General features: G+C 33.7%; 18 protein-coding genes. 1 reads left to right on the forward strand and 17 read right to left on the reverse strand.

Annotation, left to right across the window (positions count from 1 at the left end; translation table 11 throughout):
• Positions 1-63: 63 nt before the first annotated feature.
• The 5 genes from BM183_RS14205 to BM183_RS14225 form a co-directional block, all read right to left on the reverse strand.
• The gene (locus BM183_RS14205) at positions 64-780 is read right to left on the reverse strand and encodes a glycosyltransferase family 2 protein (RefSeq protein ID WP_091687538.1); all 717 of its coding nucleotides are present in this window, start codon (positions 778-780) and stop codon (positions 64-66) included.
• Positions 773-1,867 carry a UDP-galactopyranose mutase gene (gene glf, locus BM183_RS14210; RefSeq protein WP_091687539.1) on the reverse strand — a complete coding sequence of 365 codons (1,095 nt, stop codon included), beginning with the start codon at positions 1,865-1,867 and terminating at the stop codon, positions 773-775. Before glf ends, BM183_RS14205 begins: the two co-directional genes overlap by 8 nt.
• A 357-nt stretch (positions 1,868-2,224) precedes the next feature.
• Positions 2,225-4,261: an ATP-dependent DNA helicase RecG gene (recG, locus tag BM183_RS14215; RefSeq protein WP_091687540.1), complete on the reverse strand. Its 2,037-nt coding sequence runs from the start codon at positions 4,259-4,261 to the stop codon at positions 2,225-2,227.
• A gap of 146 nt (positions 4,262-4,407) precedes the next feature.
• Complete coding sequence (locus tag BM183_RS14220) at positions 4,408-6,099, reverse strand: DAK2 domain-containing protein (RefSeq protein WP_091687541.1); 1,692 nt, start codon at positions 6,097-6,099, stop codon at positions 4,408-4,410.
• Between the two features lie 30 nt (positions 6,100-6,129).
• Positions 6,130-6,486, reverse strand: a complete 357-nt coding sequence (locus tag BM183_RS14225; protein ID WP_091687542.1) for an Asp23/Gls24 family envelope stress response protein — start codon at positions 6,484-6,486, stop codon at positions 6,130-6,132.
• Positions 6,487-6,739: 253 nt separating this feature from the next.
• Here BM183_RS14225 and BM183_RS20760 point away from each other — a divergent pair, with 253 nt between their 5' ends.
• A complete protein-coding gene (locus BM183_RS20760; protein WP_170848028.1) occupies positions 6,740-6,877 on the forward strand; it encodes a hypothetical protein in 138 nt (45 codons plus the stop codon).
• 76 nt (positions 6,878-6,953) lie between these two features.
• On the opposite strand, the gene rpmB is transcribed toward BM183_RS20760, so the two are convergent.
• From rpmB to BM183_RS14280, 12 genes are all read right to left on the reverse strand, one after another.
• Entirely contained in the window at positions 6,954-7,139 is a 186-nt protein-coding gene (gene rpmB, locus BM183_RS14230; RefSeq protein ID WP_091687543.1) for a 50S ribosomal protein L28, read from the reverse strand.
• A 124-nt stretch (positions 7,140-7,263) separates the two neighbouring features.
• Positions 7,264-7,671: a GerW family sporulation protein gene (locus BM183_RS14235; RefSeq protein ID WP_091687544.1), complete on the reverse strand. Its 408-nt coding sequence runs from the start codon at positions 7,669-7,671 to the stop codon at positions 7,264-7,266.
• Complete coding sequence (locus BM183_RS14240) at positions 7,671-8,840, reverse strand: DUF2953 domain-containing protein (protein ID WP_091687545.1); 1,170 nt, start codon at positions 8,838-8,840, stop codon at positions 7,671-7,673. Before BM183_RS14240 ends, BM183_RS14235 begins: the two co-directional genes overlap by 1 nt.
• A 50-nt stretch (positions 8,841-8,890) precedes the next feature.
• Positions 8,891-9,208: a hypothetical protein gene (locus BM183_RS14245; RefSeq protein ID WP_091687546.1), complete on the reverse strand. Its 318-nt coding sequence runs from the start codon at positions 9,206-9,208 to the stop codon at positions 8,891-8,893.
• Positions 9,209-9,364: 156 nt separating this feature from the next.
• Positions 9,365-10,852 carry a hypothetical protein gene (locus BM183_RS14250; protein ID WP_091687547.1) on the reverse strand — a complete coding sequence of 496 codons (1,488 nt, stop codon included), beginning with the start codon at positions 10,850-10,852 and terminating at the stop codon, positions 9,365-9,367.
• Between the two features lie 8 nt (positions 10,853-10,860).
• On the reverse strand, positions 10,861-11,019 hold the full coding sequence (locus BM183_RS20765; RefSeq protein WP_170848029.1) for a hypothetical protein: 159 nt from the start codon (positions 11,017-11,019) through the stop codon (positions 10,861-10,863).
• Positions 11,020-11,024: 5 nt separating this feature from the next.
• A complete protein-coding gene (locus BM183_RS14255) occupies positions 11,025-12,272 on the reverse strand; it encodes an ABC transporter permease (protein ID WP_091687548.1) in 1,248 nt (415 codons plus the stop codon).
• Complete coding sequence (locus BM183_RS14260; protein WP_091687549.1) at positions 12,265-13,470, reverse strand: ABC transporter permease; 1,206 nt, start codon at positions 13,468-13,470, stop codon at positions 12,265-12,267. Before BM183_RS14260 ends, BM183_RS14255 begins: the two co-directional genes overlap by 8 nt.
• 144 nt (positions 13,471-13,614) lie before the next feature.
• Complete coding sequence (gene pyk, locus BM183_RS14265; RefSeq protein WP_091687550.1) at positions 13,615-15,033, reverse strand: pyruvate kinase; 1,419 nt, start codon at positions 15,031-15,033, stop codon at positions 13,615-13,617.
• A gap of 141 nt (positions 15,034-15,174) precedes the next feature.
• Positions 15,175-16,047, reverse strand: coding sequence for a rhomboid family protein (locus BM183_RS14270; protein ID WP_091687551.1), 873 nt, complete (start codon positions 16,045-16,047; stop codon positions 15,175-15,177).
• A gap of 25 nt (positions 16,048-16,072) precedes the next feature.
• The gene (locus BM183_RS14275; protein ID WP_091687552.1) at positions 16,073-17,008 is read right to left on the reverse strand and encodes a magnesium transporter CorA family protein; all 936 of its coding nucleotides are present in this window, start codon (positions 17,006-17,008) and stop codon (positions 16,073-16,075) included.
• A gap of 559 nt (positions 17,009-17,567) precedes the next feature.
• Positions 17,568-17,915, reverse strand: a complete 348-nt coding sequence (locus BM183_RS14280; protein ID WP_091687553.1) for a LysM peptidoglycan-binding domain-containing protein — start codon at positions 17,913-17,915, stop codon at positions 17,568-17,570.
• Positions 17,916-18,058 lie beyond the last annotated feature (143 nt).

Consider the following 18,058-nt stretch of genomic DNA (forward strand, 5'->3'; position numbering starts at 1 on the left):
GAGTACCAGTACAAATTGCTGCTTGAAAAAACTTGTTTTTCACTATTTAGATTTTATGTAAAACTAAATATTATTCGCTAATATTTTATTAATTCTTAAAAAATCCTTTAGGGCCTGTTTCCCTATCTTTGTTATTTTTTTAATATTAATGGAGTTTACTCCGCCCTGCCTTTCTCGAAATGTAACTGGCAGATACTTAACCGGCAGTTTCTTCTTTGCATATATAACGGATACCATAACATTGGATAAATTATAGTCTTCAGGAATTAGTTTCATATTCTCAGAGAGAGTCTTAGCTTTCATTAAACGAAAAGGCGTATTGGCATCTTTAATAGTTACTCCAAAGCATAACTTTAAGACCACTTTTAATACCTTGGTAACTACTTTTCTGGAAATACCATCTTGTCGGCCTTTTCTATGTCCAATGACCATATCATATTGTTCTCTAATATTCCAAAAATCCCAAAATTCCTCCGGGACAGTTTGTCCGTCGGAATCGGTTTGAAAGACATAATCTGCCCCAGCCTCTATGGCATAATGATAACCATATAAAACAGTTGCACCATGACCACCATTAGGTTTTGTAACAGGTTCAAAAGCAGCTTTTGTCTCTGCTGCTTTTTTCATCATGTTATAGGTAGAATCTTTACTTCCATCGTCGATAATCACTAATTTACTGCCATTACCTATTCTCTCTACAATCGGATACCAATCTTCTATGACGGAATTGATATTTTCTTCTTCGTTGTAAGCAGGAATAACAATATAGAGTTTATCCATTAATGCCTCCTTCAAAGAGATTAAGGGCACTTCTAACTACAGCATCCATATTATAGTAACGATATTCAGCCAGCCTTCCTAAGAATAATACCTTCTTCTCCTTCTTCATATCCTCCTGATATAATGAAAACTTGTCTTTCCATTCTTTTGTAGGGAAAGGATAATAAGGTTCTCCCTCATCACATGGGAATTCTTTTAAAATGGTCGTTTTCTTGTGCTCCTGATAAGTTAATTTCTTAAATTCAGTAATTCTTGTATAATCATAATCATTTGGATAGTTTACTACCGGTGCCGGCTGATAATCTTCCTTATCATGTGTTTCAAATACGAAATTAATGCTGCGATATGCTAATTTACCATACTTATAATCATAAAAATAATCTGTAGGACCGGTATAAATTAACTTTTCGTATTCTATGTCATTTATAACTTCTTTATAGTCCGTATTCAAAAGAAGCTTGATATTTTTATTTTGAACCATATTTTCACACATTTTTGTGTATCCATATTTCGGCATTCCCTGATATTTGTCACTAAAATATCTGGTGTCTCTATTGGATCGGATTGGGATTCTTGAAATAATAGAGGTATCTATTTCACCAGGATCAATTCCCCATTGTTTCTTCGTATAATTTTCAAAGAATTTCTCATAAATATCTTGTCCAACTTTACTTAAAGCCACATCCTTACTGGTCTTTATATCATCTATTGAAATCGCTTTCTTTTTTAAAAATTCTTCTACTTCTTCACAGGATAAATTTAGATTATATAGTTTATTAATAGTTTCTACTGTAATTGGCATAGGAATTAAATTACCATCTACCTGTGTTAAAACACGGTGCCAGAAATCATTCCAAGGTGTAAATCGGCTTAAATAATCATATACTTCTTTATCATTTGTATGGAATATATGTGGTCCATAATTATGAATTAAAATGCCATCCTCATTATAGGAATCATAGATGTTACCGCCAATATGATTTCTTTTTTCAATCACCAGAACCTTTTCATTTAAAACTTCCGCAATCCTTTCAGCAATGGTTAATCCGGCAAGCCCCGCTCCAACTACTACATAATTGTATTTCATATTTCTATCCGGTTATTATAGCAGCTACTATTATTAAAATTATACTTCGGAATAGCAAAATACTATAAAACCTATCTCCTTCCTTTATTTCCTTATATCATAAACCTAAAGCACGTTCATAATCTTGGCACTCTATTAGTAATCTTTAAATAAATTATATTCTCTTATTATTCTGAACCTGAAAGGCAGAAATTATATTTTTAATAGTTTTCTATCTCTTTCAGTTCATAATAACATTATAGTACAAACATAGTATATTATATTTTACCAATTATGGAAAGGTGTTTTCCAGATATTTAAAATCAATGGTTTTAAGATTTTATTTTTTAATAAATATTCTTTACTGTTTCTTTCAACTTATAATGTTCCCATATCATAATTCACAATTTTATCAGCCAAACCTGGATTTGATTCCAACAATTGCTCCACTTCCTGTTGCGTTAAACTCTTGGCAGCTTCATTGGCTTTTAATAATACTTCTGAGTCATTATAAATATCACCGATCCTGAATTCCATATCTCCGCTTTGCCTGATTCCAAACATGTCACCGGGGCCTCTTAACTTTAAATCCTCTCCTGCAATATAAAAGCCATCATTGGAATGATTTAATATCTCTAAGCGTTCCTTGGTTTCTTTACCGTTGCTGCCGCTGACCAGGATACAATAGGACTGATATTTTCCCCTGCCTACTCTTCCTCTTAACTGATGAAGCTGGGCAAGTCCAAACCTTTCTGCATTTTCAATCATCATTACCGTTGCATTGGGAACATTAACGCCAACTTCTACTACTGTAGTAGAAACCAATACTTTTATTTCTCCTGAAGCGAAACGTTCCATAATATCATTTTTTTCGTTTGGTTTCATCTTTCCGTGAAGGAATTCTACCAGAATATCAGAAGGCAACCCTTCTTTTAGTTTCTCGGTATATTCAATAACATTTTCTGCTTCTATGGCTTCACTTTCTTCTACCATAGGGCATATGACGTAAGCTTGTCTTCCTGCTGCCACTTCTTTTGCTATAAATTTATAAGCCGTATTACGGTATCCTGTATCAACCACACAATTCTTAATTGGCAGTCTGTTAGCAGGTAATTCATCCACAACGGATATATCCAAGTCTCCATATAGAATAATAGCCAAGGTTCTGGGAATTGGTGTAGCACTCATAACTAATACATGAGGATGGGTTCCTTTACCGGAGAGAGCTTCCCTTTGTCTTACACCAAACCGGTGCTGTTCGTCTGTAATAGCAAGGGCAAGGTTGTCATACTCTACCTTCTCCTGTATTAACGCATGAGTACCAACTATAATGTCTACTTCATGGCTTTTTATCTTTTCATAAGCCTTTCTTTTTTCTGCTGCTGTCATGGATCCAACCAGCAGGATAATCTTTACGCCATACTCTGCGAATAAACCGGTCAACGATTCATAATGTTGTTTTGCCAACACTTCCGTTGGCACCATTAGGCTGCCCTGATATCCGTTTAAAGCTGTCATTAGTAAAGCAAGTGCAGCCAAAATAGTCTTTCCGGAACCAACATCACCTTGAATTAATCGGTTCATGGTGGAAGGTCCGGTAATATCCCCTTTTATTTCTTTCCATACTTTAATCTGCGCTTTCGTTAAAGAATATGGCAGTTCTTTTATAAATCTTTCGCATTCTTTTTTTTCTTTTATAACATATTCATTATTCCAAACTGTCTTTTTTTCCTTTAAAGCTTGTAAGGCTAGAGTAAATTGAAAAAATTCATCAAACACAAGTCTGGTTCTTGCAGCTTTCATAGCTTCTAAGTTTTTTGGAAAATGAATATCTTTCAAGGCATTTTTATAGTTAACTAAATTGTATTCTTTTATAATTCTCTTTGGTAAATAATCACTGGGTAAATCCGCTTCACTAAATGCGTTCTTTACTGCCTTTGCAATAGTATTACTGGTGATGCCGGATGTAAGTTCATAGATAGGCTGCAGCATGTTCATTTTATTTATATATTCTTCCCTGGTATATATCTTCGGCTGATCCATTACCAGAACCCCATTTTTGCGTACCACTTTGCCGCGAAATATAAAATGATACCCCATTCGTAGCTTATTTCTTAAAAACGGCATATTAAACCATGTTAATTGTATGGTTCCCGATGAATCCTGTACACGGCAGCTGATAATTTTTAGATTTTTTACTTGTTTTGCCTGAACAGAGGATACCACAGAAGCTTCCAAAGCAGCTACATTTCCTTCACTGATGTTGCTAATTGGAATAGGCCCTTCAAACATATCGTAAGTTCTTGGAATATGATGTATCATATCTCCAACAGTTAAGATTCCCATTCTATTCAAATCTTTTTCTGTCTTTTCACCAATACCTTTTATCACTCTAACAGGGTCTGTTAAATTCATAAAAATTCCTCCTGCATAAATACCTAAGAAAATATACATAATTAAAGTCTATACATCTTATAAACAATTATAGGGTGGGCTCCATAAGAACCTCACCCTACTATAGTATTACAAGAATTTATTCCATTCACTCTTTAAAATTAAATTTACTCTACTGAAAGTACATAGTAATAAATCGGCTGTCCGCCATAATTTAATTCTACGTCCAAATCAGGGAATTCCTTGGAAACCATATCAGACAGTTCATTTGCACTGTCTTCTGATACTTCTTCCCCGTAATAGATGCTGATTAATTCCGAATCATCATCTACCAAATTCTTAATTAATTCAAAAGTAGTTTCCAGCACGTCAGAACCAACGGATAGTATTGTCTTATCATCAAGGCCCATAATATTGCCTTGCTTTATTTCTTTTCCGTCAATATTGGTGTCACGAACTGCATAAGTTATCTGACCACTCTTTACTTTTTGCATTTCTTCTATCATTCGGCTCTTATTATCTTCCACGGATTTATCATAAACATAATTAATAATCGCTGTGATTCCCTGTGGTACTGTTTTAGATGGAATTACAACAATTTGTTTATCTTCCGTTAAAGTTTTAGCCTGTTCCGCTGCCAGAATTATATTGCTATTGTTAGGGAAGATAAATATAGTATCTGCATTTACATGATCAATGGCAGTTAACATATCTTCGGTACTTGGGTTCATAGTCTGACCGCCGGAAATGATATAATCAACTCCAAGTCCCTTAAATATCTCATTAATTCCATCACCTATGGAGACAGAGATGAAACCAACTTCTTTTCTTGGTGCAATTTTTGATTCCGCTTCTTCTTTTGCTTTCTTTTCTTCTGCTTCCTTTGCTGCTATTTTAGCTGCATCTTTAATTAGTCTTTCATTGTGTTCTTCTCTCATGTTATCTATTTTAATTCTGGATAAAGAACCATAGGTCAACGCACGTTGAAGAGCTAATCCAGGATCATTGGTATGTACATGAACCTTTACTAACTCATCATCAGATACAACCACAAGAGAATCACCAATGGATTCTAAATATTCTTTAAAGCCCATCTCTGTATTCATATCAAATTCTTTTTCTAAATTTATTATGAATTCGGTACAATACCCAAACTTAATATCCACCGTTAATAAACTATCTGAATTAATTTGAATATCACTTGTTTTTGCAGGTGCTGGAATACTGTCAAACTCTACTTCTTTTCCAAGTAAAGCATCATAAGCACCTTTCATTATTTCAAGCAATCCCTGTCCACCGGAATCTACAACTCCGGCTTCTTTTAATACTGGTAACAATTCTGGTGTATGTGCTAATACTTCTTCCATATATTTGATTACTTCAGAACCAAAGTACACTAAATCATCAGTTTCTGTTACTAATAAAGCAGCTTTTTCTGCTCCGCCTCTTGCAACGGTTAGAATCGTACCCTCTTTTGGTTTCATTACCGCTTTATAAGCAGTTTCCACTGCTTTTTGCAATGCATTTGCCATTATGGTTACATTAATTTCTTTATAATCTCTAATTTCTTTAGTGAATCCTCGAAACAACTGAGACAAAATAACTCCGGAGTTACCTCTGGCTCCGCGGAGAGATCCGCTGGATATTGCTTTTGCCAAACCTTCTATTGTAGGATTCTCCATCTGGCTCACTTCTTTAGCAGCAGACAAGATTGTCAATGTCATATTCGTACCAGTGTCTCCATCAGGCACCGGAAATACATTCAATTCATTAATGTATTCTTTCTTGCTTTCAATGCTTTTTGCTCCGGCCAGAAACATTTTTTTTAGAGTAAAAGCATCTATTGTCTTTATAACCACAAGTTTGTTCCTCCTTAAATATCATTCACTTTAGTCAATGACCCTTACGCCTTCGACGAAAATATTTATTTTAACTACTTCCATGCCTGTAAATTCTTCAACCTTATATTTTACATTACTGATAAGGTTTTCGGCAACAGCAGATATACTTACACCATAAGAAACAATGATATGCAGATCAATGATTATTTTATTGTTCTCTACTGTAATATTAACGCCATGACTTAAGCTCTCTCGTTTTAGGAGTTTAACAAGACCATCTTTCATATTAACAGATGCCATTCCAACAACACCAAAACATTCAACCGCTGATGAACCGGCATATTTCGCCAATACGTCATTATCAATTAACACTTCACCGATTTGTGTATTCATGTGTCCTTTCATAGGAACCCTCCAATTCTCTTATTCATATCTATTCCTGTGCTTATTCGCACAAAACTCATTATAGATGACTAATTTTACTATACAGTAGTATTATAACCTTTTTTTAGATAAAATGGAATACCATTTTTTTAATCTGCACTTATCTATTATTTTATGCCTATTTTGTCTCAATGTGATATAATCAAATATTCCTTTGCATATATATAAACATCAGCCTTGTTGATTGCCTTTTGGCAAAGGAGAGAATTCATTTATGAAAAGAATGATTGGATTTATATTGTTTTGGATAGCTGTAGGCATGACGATTATGTTATTTATCACCAATGGAATACTGGCAGTATGTATTATTATCTTATTTTTAATCCTAGGTTATAATCTATTTATTTGCTGACTTTTTTAGTTAATCCCTTTTTTACTATGTAAAAAAGGGTGCCATAACTGACACCCCTTCCTGATATTGCTTATTATTATGCACGTTCAACTTTACCAGATCTTAAACAAGATGTACAAACATACATTTTCTTTGCAGCACCGTTAACCAAAACTTTAACAGATTTTACATTAGCTTTCCACATCTTATTAGATCTTCTATGAGAATGACTCACAGCTATTCCAAAGTGAGCACCTTTTTCGCAAATTGCACATTTAGCCATACGAAGCACCTCCCTAGGTTTCTAATTAGTCCTACGACCTACAAACAAATCTATTCTAGCAGAATACATGAAATAATGCAAGTTAAAATTTTAATTTTATAACATCTTTGTAAATGATTTCTTACTAATCTTCACCATATGTCTGGGAATCCAATATATCATTCACCTTATCAGAAACATCCTGATCCTTATCTTTTCCTTTGGAGAATTTATTTACGAAGTCAGGTACCATATCCAAAATCTTTGTTAGGCTGTCCTGATTCTTCACATTAACCAGTTTGATGGTTCCATTTTGAATTACCAGCACTGCACTTGGTGTTATTTTGCCACCCATACCGCCGCCTGCATTATTTTTTACTGCATCCTTTGCAAAAGCTCCTGCACCAACACCAAAACTGACATCCACTAACGGAAGAATGATGGTGCCGTCTTGGAATGTTACAGCATCTCCTACTACTGTTTTTGTAGTAAGGAAACTATCCATGCCCTTAAATAAAGATTCTACTGTTGCATTAAAATTACTATCTGCCATTATAATTCCTCCTTAAATGCGTTAAAGTTTTCAATTAACTTTCTAAATTCCCTGTTAAAAATAAGTTTAATACATATTATTAGTAAAGTAAACAATCTTATTCGGCCCTTACAAAATATGGTGCCCTCTAAGATTGCGGTTTCAAAATTAGGTACAATATGTGCGGCTTCTCCATAATAGCCATAAAATACAGCAAGGCCGCCAAGTAACTGACCTGTGGAGCAAGGATCTCCGGTACCAAATTCCACATCAATCTTAAGCTTTCTGGGACGAATATGATTAAAAATCTTTTTGATACTGCGAAAGGTATTTTTGATACCTTTTTTGTTGACTTCATTCTTTAGAAATGCTTTTATCTTATGCCATTTCTCCAGAATTTCAGTTATAATAAAATACAATTTCTTAATAGAGTTTTTTATTTTAGTAATTAACTCTATTATTTTTTTCGGAATTTTTAATATCTTTTGCAGGAAAGCTTTTATCTTACCAAATAAGCCTTTATAAGTTTCACTGTCTTTATGAAAATCCCAAGAATCTTCCTCAGTTTCATTTGTTCCATCTATGGATTCCATAATTGAATTGTCTCTTTTATCCTTATCTGTTTTCTCTTTATCCTTATCCATAGCCTTTTCAATTGGTTCTTCTATGAATTCCTCTTTTGCTTTTTCTATTATAGTATCTTTTATATCATCAATTGCCTCATGAATATATCCCGGATTTACTTTACCCACCACATTATCTGCTGCTTCCTCTGCAATTCTATTCTCTTTTATTTCCCTGCTTGTCCTGACTTTATCTTCATTCTCTTTATTAACTTTTCTGCTCTTCTTCCCTCTTCTCTTTCCCGCTTTCACCTTTTTATTTTTCTTTTTTTTCTCTCTTTTTATTTTCTTTTTCTTGTCATTATAATTCTGGCTATCATAAAATAATTTCCCAAAAATTCTTAATCTTATAATAAATTTATTGGATTCATAAGTAAATCTTAAGTAAATCAGATGAAGAAGCCAGCTGGCTTTCCCCTCCAATCTTATTTCATCCTTCTTTTCTCCATACATTTGATAGCGTATCGGAACCAAAAGCACTATAAGAACCAATGATAGTAGGATTCCTAAAATAGAGGCAAGAATTATGACCAATATTTTTAATATAAGCAATATTAAATTAATCATATTTACTGGGTTTTTTCCTCCTTTTTCCTACTACTGTAATCTCTTAATACTTATATTATATTAAAATATTCTCTGACCTGAAAACCGCCTGTTTCTCTATATATTTCCTCCAACATATCCTTTACTAACCAAAAAGCCTCCTGCTTTGACAACGCTAAGCCCAGAACCTGTATTTCCCTCTTATCATAATAAAGAAATAAAAATTCATTGGCATTTATTATGTCAAATAGATTTTCTGGATTAGAAGCAAAGGTAATACAATATACTTCAAGCATTAAATTCTTTTTTTCTATATCTTTAATAATTTTAGTTTTTTTCTTCGGAGTTATATTCTCACTTAAGAATAATTGTTTTGCCCATTTAATCATGGTAAGCTCCCATCTGTACATCTTATGGACATTATTAATACTTGTCCTGGTTTATATCATAATTGAAAGATTAATTGGTTTATCCGTCGGATTCCTATCGATCGCCCTCATCCACTTTATTCCATTATACCACATATTACAATGAAAAATACAGAATTAATTCTGATAAAGAGACTTAATTAATTGAACGGAGGCTATTTTCTCGGCTAAATCATGACATTGTTCAAGGGATTGCCTGATATATTCTTCTATTTCACCGTAACTTTGAAAAAATACAGGCATTTTATTTAAAGTATTGGCCATGACAGCACGGTTGTAAATCTGTGACCGTTCATTAAAAACCTTAGCCAGCTGGGAGAACAGTTTCTCTTTTGCCTGGTTCAGATATGCTTCGTCTGCCTTATTACTATTTTCGTTTTGCTTTAAATCAACAAATAAGCTGCTGCCCAGCAACTTACGTGCCATATTTACGGTATTAAATATAGGGCGAAGCATCAGGCTGTCAGCTAATTCTGTATAATTTGATTTGATATCCATAAAAATTGGTTCTAACAAACAAATATCCTGAAAATATTCTTCCTGCATTCCCTCTGTTAATTGAAACTTTTCTTCTAATTTTTCTGGCAACGGCACTTTTTCATCAGCTTCAAAGTAGCGGTTAATTTCTCCTACCATGGCTAAACTGTCGAATGAAGCAGAATTGCTTTCAACCATATCCGCATAAGGCCTTGCAAGTATAATTACATACAAATAATTTACAATTTCCTGCAATCCATAATAGAAATTTACCTTCCTTCTTATAACATCCACCCCAAGCTCCAGGCAATTGGATAAATCAATGTATTCCTTTTCTGTAAGGTTCTTATAATCACCCTTCTCTAAATCATTTTTTAACCGAGAAAGTTCCGGGAAAACCTGTTCCATTCCCTCTGTGTAATAAATGCCTGCACTGGTTTTCAGCATATATATATAAGTATCCAAAGAAGAAGAATCCCCTCCTTTATATAAGGAGATACTATTGCCTAACAGTTCAAAATACTTCGCCTTAGTCATTCGAACTGGCAGTTGTCCAATAACTTCTTTGATTCGGTCATTGATAACCATGTTATCCTTAGTTTCAAAAATAAAAGAAAGAACTTCAGCTGTAAATGCTTCGTTGTTAACATCTTCTAAATCCTTCTTGAATCTATATTCAATACGATTAAGTACATATTCATACAGCTGTAAAAAGTCAGTATACCAGGTAAGAATATTCATTCTATTAATAATCTTATTGCGTACATTATCCAAATGTTTAACGCTGTCCTCCAAACATTCCCCGGAGAATTTCCCTAATATAGAATCTTTTATAATTTCATTAACCTCGTTTAAAAGTGCCTCCTCTTCCAATCGGTTTTTATGGCTTTCTTTATTGGATTCCTTCTCCAGTTCTACTTTGTCCGGCTGGTTACTATATTCTATATGGGCGGAAAAATGGTTCTCTTCCCTGTAGTTTTCATAAAAATTATAATAACCCATAGCTAATTTTAATTTTGCATCTTTATCATATAAGGAAATCAACTGGTTAAAAATCCAGGGAAGATTTCTTTCTAAATTCTCACCTGCCAGTACTTCTCTGCTAATCTTTTTAATTCTATCACTCATTATAACCTCTATTCCGGTGCTTTAGCACCATTTAGTAACAACAGTAATTTTGTGCAGCCCCACAAATTACCAGTTAAAAACTTGTGTTTCGATAGCTCCCATTTCATGCCGCATCTGCTTGCAGATGTAATACTGCCACTAATCAGGGTGTGAATTATTTCAATCATTCACACTAACGCCTCCAACAAGAATTTTGAATCTTTCGTACAAACCAATTTATTATAATCAGTACTCCTCCCAATAGCAGAAGGCGCCAAAACCAAGAATAACCTCTGGAGCTGCGAAAAGCAATGTCTGTAATTCCTTCTATTAACCACCGGTTGGGAAGTAATATGGTAATGCCATGTAATCTGCTTTTAATCAGCCCCTCCACCATGGAAAGAAATCCAAACACTCCTGAGAGCAGGATAGATAAAGTTCCAAGTATTTGATATCTGCTAACCTTTTTGCTAATCCTTCCCAGAACCATAAACCACATTCCCATTATAACAGCATATAAGAATATGACTACAAATATGGTCACTTTTTTTTCTAAAGTTAAGTTATCAATAAAACGGCCTAAAATAAATGTAATTCCAACAGAAAAGCCACTTAAGACAGTGATTAGTGCTAAAATATAGCTTAAGTCAAGATAAACGGGTTTTAGCAGGGTAATTTTTATCTTTGCGTCCAATCCCTGTTCCTTCTCTACTACTGCACCTACTGTTATATACATGGCAACAAAACTGATAAGCATTCCCAGAATACCAAAAACAACCTGAAAATATATAACGGAATTACCCAAAGGGTTCAGGGCACCCTCCCCACTCTCTAAGTCTACCATATTAATGTCAAAAGCAAAATCAAAATCGGAGGCTTTGGATAATTTATTGATGTAATCTACATATTCTTGTCCGGTAAACCAATTATTCTGGATCTCACTATTTTCAATTTCCTTTTTTTCATTCACTAAAGCTGGCTTTTTTAAAGCTTCATATTCTTTTAGACCTTTTGCCAGGGAAATAGGATAAAGCATTGGTCCTGCAAATATATCCGATAACACCTTAGCACTTTTATTGCCTTCCAGATACTTCATCATTACAAGTTTTTCAGTGGATCCCTTATTAACGGAATCCTCAAAACCTTCTTTGATTATAAAGATTCCACTTATTTCTTCCTTTAACAGTAACCGGTTTAGCTCTTTTTCTCCCTCTTCATATACGTAGAAAGCCGGTATCTTCTTAATTTTCTCTACTAGGACTTTGGAAGTTTCAGACCTATCTAAATCCATAATACCAATAGGTACATTACTTCTTTCCTCCGCACCAAATGATAAAGAGCTCATTAACAGTAAAAAGAGAACAAAAGAAAACAGAATTACAAAACAATTAAGCTTATCTGCCAAAATTAATTTTAGTCGAAAGAAAAATAATCTAGTCATCCAATCGTACCTCCTCCCTATTATAAAAGGCGATACTCATCACAATAAATATAACCAAACACATACTTATTCCTGTTAAAAATTTACCATAAACATCATTTAAGATTCCTTTTTGTATAAGAAGGCAGACTTTTTCAATCCAATAATTTGGTGTCAATTTAGCTAGATCTTTCAAGACTTTTGGCAGATACTGAATTGGAATAATTCCACCTCCAATAATGCTGAACAAAAAGTATATTAGATTTCCTGCAACCATATAATTTTGTACATTACGAAAGATACTGCTTAAGAATATTGCCAGGGATATATAAAATAAAACCGTTAGGAAAATAACCGGTATAAGCTCTGCATTTAATGTATTTCCTGTACTCCGGACAGAAACCAGGTAAGCAGCTGCCGACGGAAGAAAGAGAAGAAAGGCAGAAAACAGAACTTTCTCCATTACTATTTTATAAGTACCTAATCCTATGGTATGCAGGCGGGAAAAAGTGCCCTGTTTTTTTTCCTTCATCATCTGATAACCAACGTATAGTGCCCCATAACTAATAGCCATAATCAATAATGAATAAAAATAATAGTCGGCAACAGAGGTACTTGGATAATCGGACACTTCCTGGTATTGAAAGAAATTTTCTTTTCCTAGAGCAGTAAAAATTAGATCCAAAGATATTTCATAATTCTTTTTATTAATTAATTCCTGATCCATACCGGTTAAAGACATCACTTCATATAATCCCACACAGTTGATTTCTACTGCACTTATGTACGTTTCATAACTTTCTAACAGGTTCTTTAACAAGACTGCCTTTACGGGGTCTTTGGAATTAATAAGAACTTTTACCGGATTATGCTCTAAAATCATTAAATTATTTGCAAAATTCTCGGGAATTTCCAGATAAACATCGAATTGCGACTGATTAAATTGTTCCAGAAGTTCTTCCCGGTCTCCTTCAACCACATTTATGTAGGAAGAAAAACTTTCACTTTCTTTAAAATATTCAATTAGTAATTTGGAATAAGGAGAATTATCAGAATTTGTAAGAGCAAATTGAATTTTAGAGACAGGTTTAGTTTCCTGAGGTTTCTTTGCATTATAATTAGTGCTTATTATAAATATAATAAGCACCAATAAAATCATCCATATTATTTTTTTATTGCTTACCAGCTCTTTATAATCTTTCCTCAGTAGATTCAACATGATTATAACCTTGCTCCCTTCAAAGTCCGGAGATTGTGCTAGCAAAATCTTTTGGTTGAAAGAATTTAATTCTTTCAACCTTACTTTACCATGTTCTTTGCATAAAAGAGTTTGTTTTGCAAATACTTGTTATGGAACTATAAATTAAACCGTAACCACCTTAATGATATTAGTTATACCGGCTTTGCCTGCAGGTACCCCTGCTGTTAATATCAGTGTATCTCCCTTTTCGGCATAGTTATTATCAGCTACGGCTTTTACTGCTTCCTCTAATAAGTGGTCCGTAGAGTTTACTTCCTGAGTCTTAAGAGGAGTTACGCCCCAATAAATCTGCATTTTCCTAAGAGTTCTGTCAAGGGGAGATAACCCTATGATATAGGATTCCGGTTTGAACTTGGATACAATTCTTGCTGTATATCCTGAAAAACTGGAAGCGATGATAAGGCTTGCTTTAATACTCATTGCTGTTGCAACAGCGGAATAACAAATAGCACTGGATATGCTTTTTGATCTTTGCTCTTTATTATTCTTTAGAATATTGGTGTAATCCAAATGGGATTCTGTTTCTTTTGCAATTTTAACCATCATTCTAAGTGCTTCTACAGGGTATTTTCCTGCTGCGGTTTCACCGGACAACATAATTGCATCAGTACCGTCATAGATTGCATTGGCAACATCTGTAGCTTCCGCTCTGGTTGGTCTTGGATTACGAATCATGGAGTCTAACATCTGTGTAGCTGTAATAACCGGTTTAAAAGCATCATTACATTTTTGAATAATTGTCTTTTGGATATATGGTACAACCTCTGAAGGAACTTCAACACCAAGATCTCCTCTGGCAACCATGATACCATCTGCTTCTTCGATGATTTCATCAATATTCTCAAGACCTTCTGCATTCTCAATTTTAGCAATGATTGCTACGTCAGAGTTACAGTCATTAAGTATTTTTCTAATTTCACGAATAGCTTCTGCATTTCTGACAAAAGAAGCTGCAATAAAATCAACACCTTCATTGATACCAAATATAATGTCTTCTCTATCTTTCTCTGTGATTGCAGGTAATTTTAATTTTGCATTTGGTATATTTACACCTTTTCTTTCACCAAGTTCACCCCCTGCAATGACTTCACAGATTACATCGGTATCTGTAATTTTCTTTACTTTTAATTCAATCAGTCCATCATCAATTAAAATCTGACTTCCTACTTGAACATCATTTGGCAGGTCAGTATAAGTTACACCTGCACGATGCTGGTCCCCAATAATATTTTCTGTTGTTAAAATAAACTCTTGTCCCTTTTCCAATAATACCTTTTGATTGTCTTTTAAAGTTAAAGTACGAATTTCAGGTCCCTTAGTATCTAAAAGTATAGCTATAGGAAGATTTAATTCCTCTCTCACTTTTTTAATAGCATTAATTCTGGTTAAATGATTTTCATGTATGTCATGAGAAAAATTAAGTCTTGCTATATCCATACCATTTAAAGCTAACTCTCTGATCATTTCCTCATTTGCTGATGCTGGTCCCAATGTACAGACGATTTTCGTCTTCTTATTCATTTCTATTTCCTCCTGATGAAACTATAAATTTTGTCTTATGTAACCAGGTTTCCGTTACATATATTTATAAAATTCGAACGAGTATTTACGTTCTCCTTTTTGCTAAGCCAAACCTCTTATTAAATTATGCCTGTCCTATTGTTAGTCGCCATTTGGCTTCTTTACATGTTCATGGGTAAAAAGATGATCCATACAATATTCATAGTTCCCCTCGCATTTTGAGCAAAAACGAAATTCCAGATTTTCATCATCCAGTTCCGTTCGGCCGCAAATCGCACATTTGTGTCTTGTTATTGTTTTTCTTCCTTGGAATTCTACAACATTTCCCGTATTCTTAGCACTTCTGACTTTACGTTTAAATTCCGCTTTTCGTTTAAATTCATTTGGTGATACACTTCTAAAATTTCTTGATGAAAAGAAAAAGATTAAGAAATTTAACAAAGATACTACTATTCCAATACTTATAAAATAGTAGCCACCTATAAAATTAGTATATATTGAATGTAATGTAACAACACCATAAAGAATACCTAAGTATTTTACTTTTACAGGTATAATATAAAACAGTAGAAATTGTACATTAGGGAATAAAGCAGCAAAAGCCAAAAATAGAGAGTTGTTTAAATAGGTGATACCCATTCTCACACTTACCCCTGTAACAAGATATATAATAACTATGGCTAATATGTTAAATAAAATCCCGGAGAAATAGTACAGATTAAACCGGAATGCTCCCCAGGCATTCTCAAGTGCTGTACCAATGGAATAATACATGAATAAGGCAATGGCTAAAAATAATATATTATCACCTGGAGGCAGTATTATAAAAGTTACCAGTCTCCATATTTGACCTTGTAATACTTTCTCCACATCCAGCATTAAAAACTCAGTATAAATCCGAGGATCAGTAGTCTGCAGAAAAAAACCCAGTGCATATAAAATAACTATATATAGCATTAGATTATGAATTGCGTATTTTCCAAACTTTCGATTCAGTTTGTTTATAAAGTTCAATCTTTATCACTTCTTTCAATCTATTTTAGAATAAATTTTTCTTTCTAAAGATAAGTGCAGCAATTGCAGCTATTAGGAAAGCGCCGGCGGTAACGATGAAGAAACCATAACGAGCCTCACTGAATGGTATACCTTGTACATTCATACCAAAAAAACTTGAAACCATGTTTGGTATAGCCATTACAATGGTTACAGTAGTTAAAAACTTCATAACTATGTTTAAATTATTGGATATTACCGAAGCAAATGCATCCATTGTACCGCTTAATATACCACTGTATATATTAGCCATTTCAATAGCCTGTTTATTCTCAATGATAACATCTTCCAGCAGTTCAGTATCTTCTGCATATTGTTTAATGCTATCAATCTTTAACATCTTTTCTAATACCACTTCATTAGAACGAAGAGAAGTGGTGAAGTAAACTAAGCTCTTTTCCAGTTCCAGCAGTTCAATTAATTCACTGTTCTTGGTAGATATGTGCAGTTTATGTTCAACTTCCAGACTCTTCCGATCTATAATTCTTAAGTATTGCAAGAATACCGAAGCATTCTTATATAATATCTGAAGAATAAACCGAGTCTTTTTGTAGGTATAGAAATCTCTGACACGACCATCCATAAAGCCTTTTAATACTTTAGATTCTTCCAGGCAAATAGTAATAATAACATGCTCTCCAACGATAATACCTAAGGGAATGGTTATATACCTGTCCTTATTATTTCTCTCTTCTATTGTGGGAATATCAACTAAAATTAATGTATAATCGTCCTCTACTTCAATTCTGGATCGTTCCTCTTCATCCAAAGGTGCTCGCAGATGATCAATATCTATATTATATTTCTCAGATATCTGTAATAGTTCCGTTGCAGATGGGCTGGTCATTGCAATCCAGCAGCCATCCTCAATTTTATCAATTTGGTGAATACCGTCTTCCAGTGTTTTAAAAATTTCAATCATGTTATATGCTCCTTCTACTGCTGTACAGCTTTTGAAGAAGTCATACTATTCACCATAGGGTAAGTACTTAGACTAATCTATCTTAGCTGCATAATGCAGTTTAATTTAATATTTTCAGACCGTCGATACGTACTCCCGGGCACCGTTTCCATTCGTCTCCACTTCCTTTCGTAATTAACATCCTATTTACCCACTTTAATTTTATCTTCTTAATTATATGTTCTACACGCCCCTTTGTCAAATAAAAAACTACTTGAAAAATCTCTAATAATTCTAATGGAAATAAAACAATTTCCGTCTATTTCAATATTTCCAAATTTAAATAATCTATTCTAATATGTAAAACATCATATATTGCAAACGTAAAAATGTCATTCTGAGCAAAATACATCCTAAATGTATTTCACAAAGAATCTATTATAATCGACAAAAAATACATTTTAAATAAGATTCTTCGTGTTGCTCAAAATGACTTAATGGTATGTTTATTAATAACATTTGCTTAATAAGGCCTTATTCCCCCATCATAAATTCATCTTAATATCAACAGCAGGACAAATTAGATATCTTCCCCATAAGAGGGCACATATAAGGTGGAGCCCGGCATCAACATAATTTCATTGGGATTATTATTATTTAGTACATCGTCTAATCCAATTCCTGACTCATACATGACGCTTCCTAAACTATCTCCATCTTGAACTACATAAGGCATAATTCCAACTGGAGGCCTGGTGTTCATATCAGGAATACAAATTTCATCTCCCCTTTGCAGATTGTAAATGTCAGCATATGGATTTGCCCTTAAAATAAGAGCCAGAGGAACATTGTATCTTCTGCTGATACTATATAAAGTATCTCCCTGTTCAATCATGTACATAAAGCAATTAAATCCGTCCTGATTCATATAGACCAACTTTCCCAGAGCAAAGAAATAATCAATCTTTCACCCTTAATTATATAAATTCACTATATTATATTCCAACTAATATATAATGGTGACACCTCTTATTAAATTCATGTTTATGGTACTTTTCAATATATTTTACA

The sequence above is a fragment of the Anaerocolumna aminovalerica genome (assembly GCF_900115365.1).
Lineage (GTDB): Bacteria > Bacillota > Clostridia > Lachnospirales > Lachnospiraceae > Anaerocolumna > Anaerocolumna aminovalerica.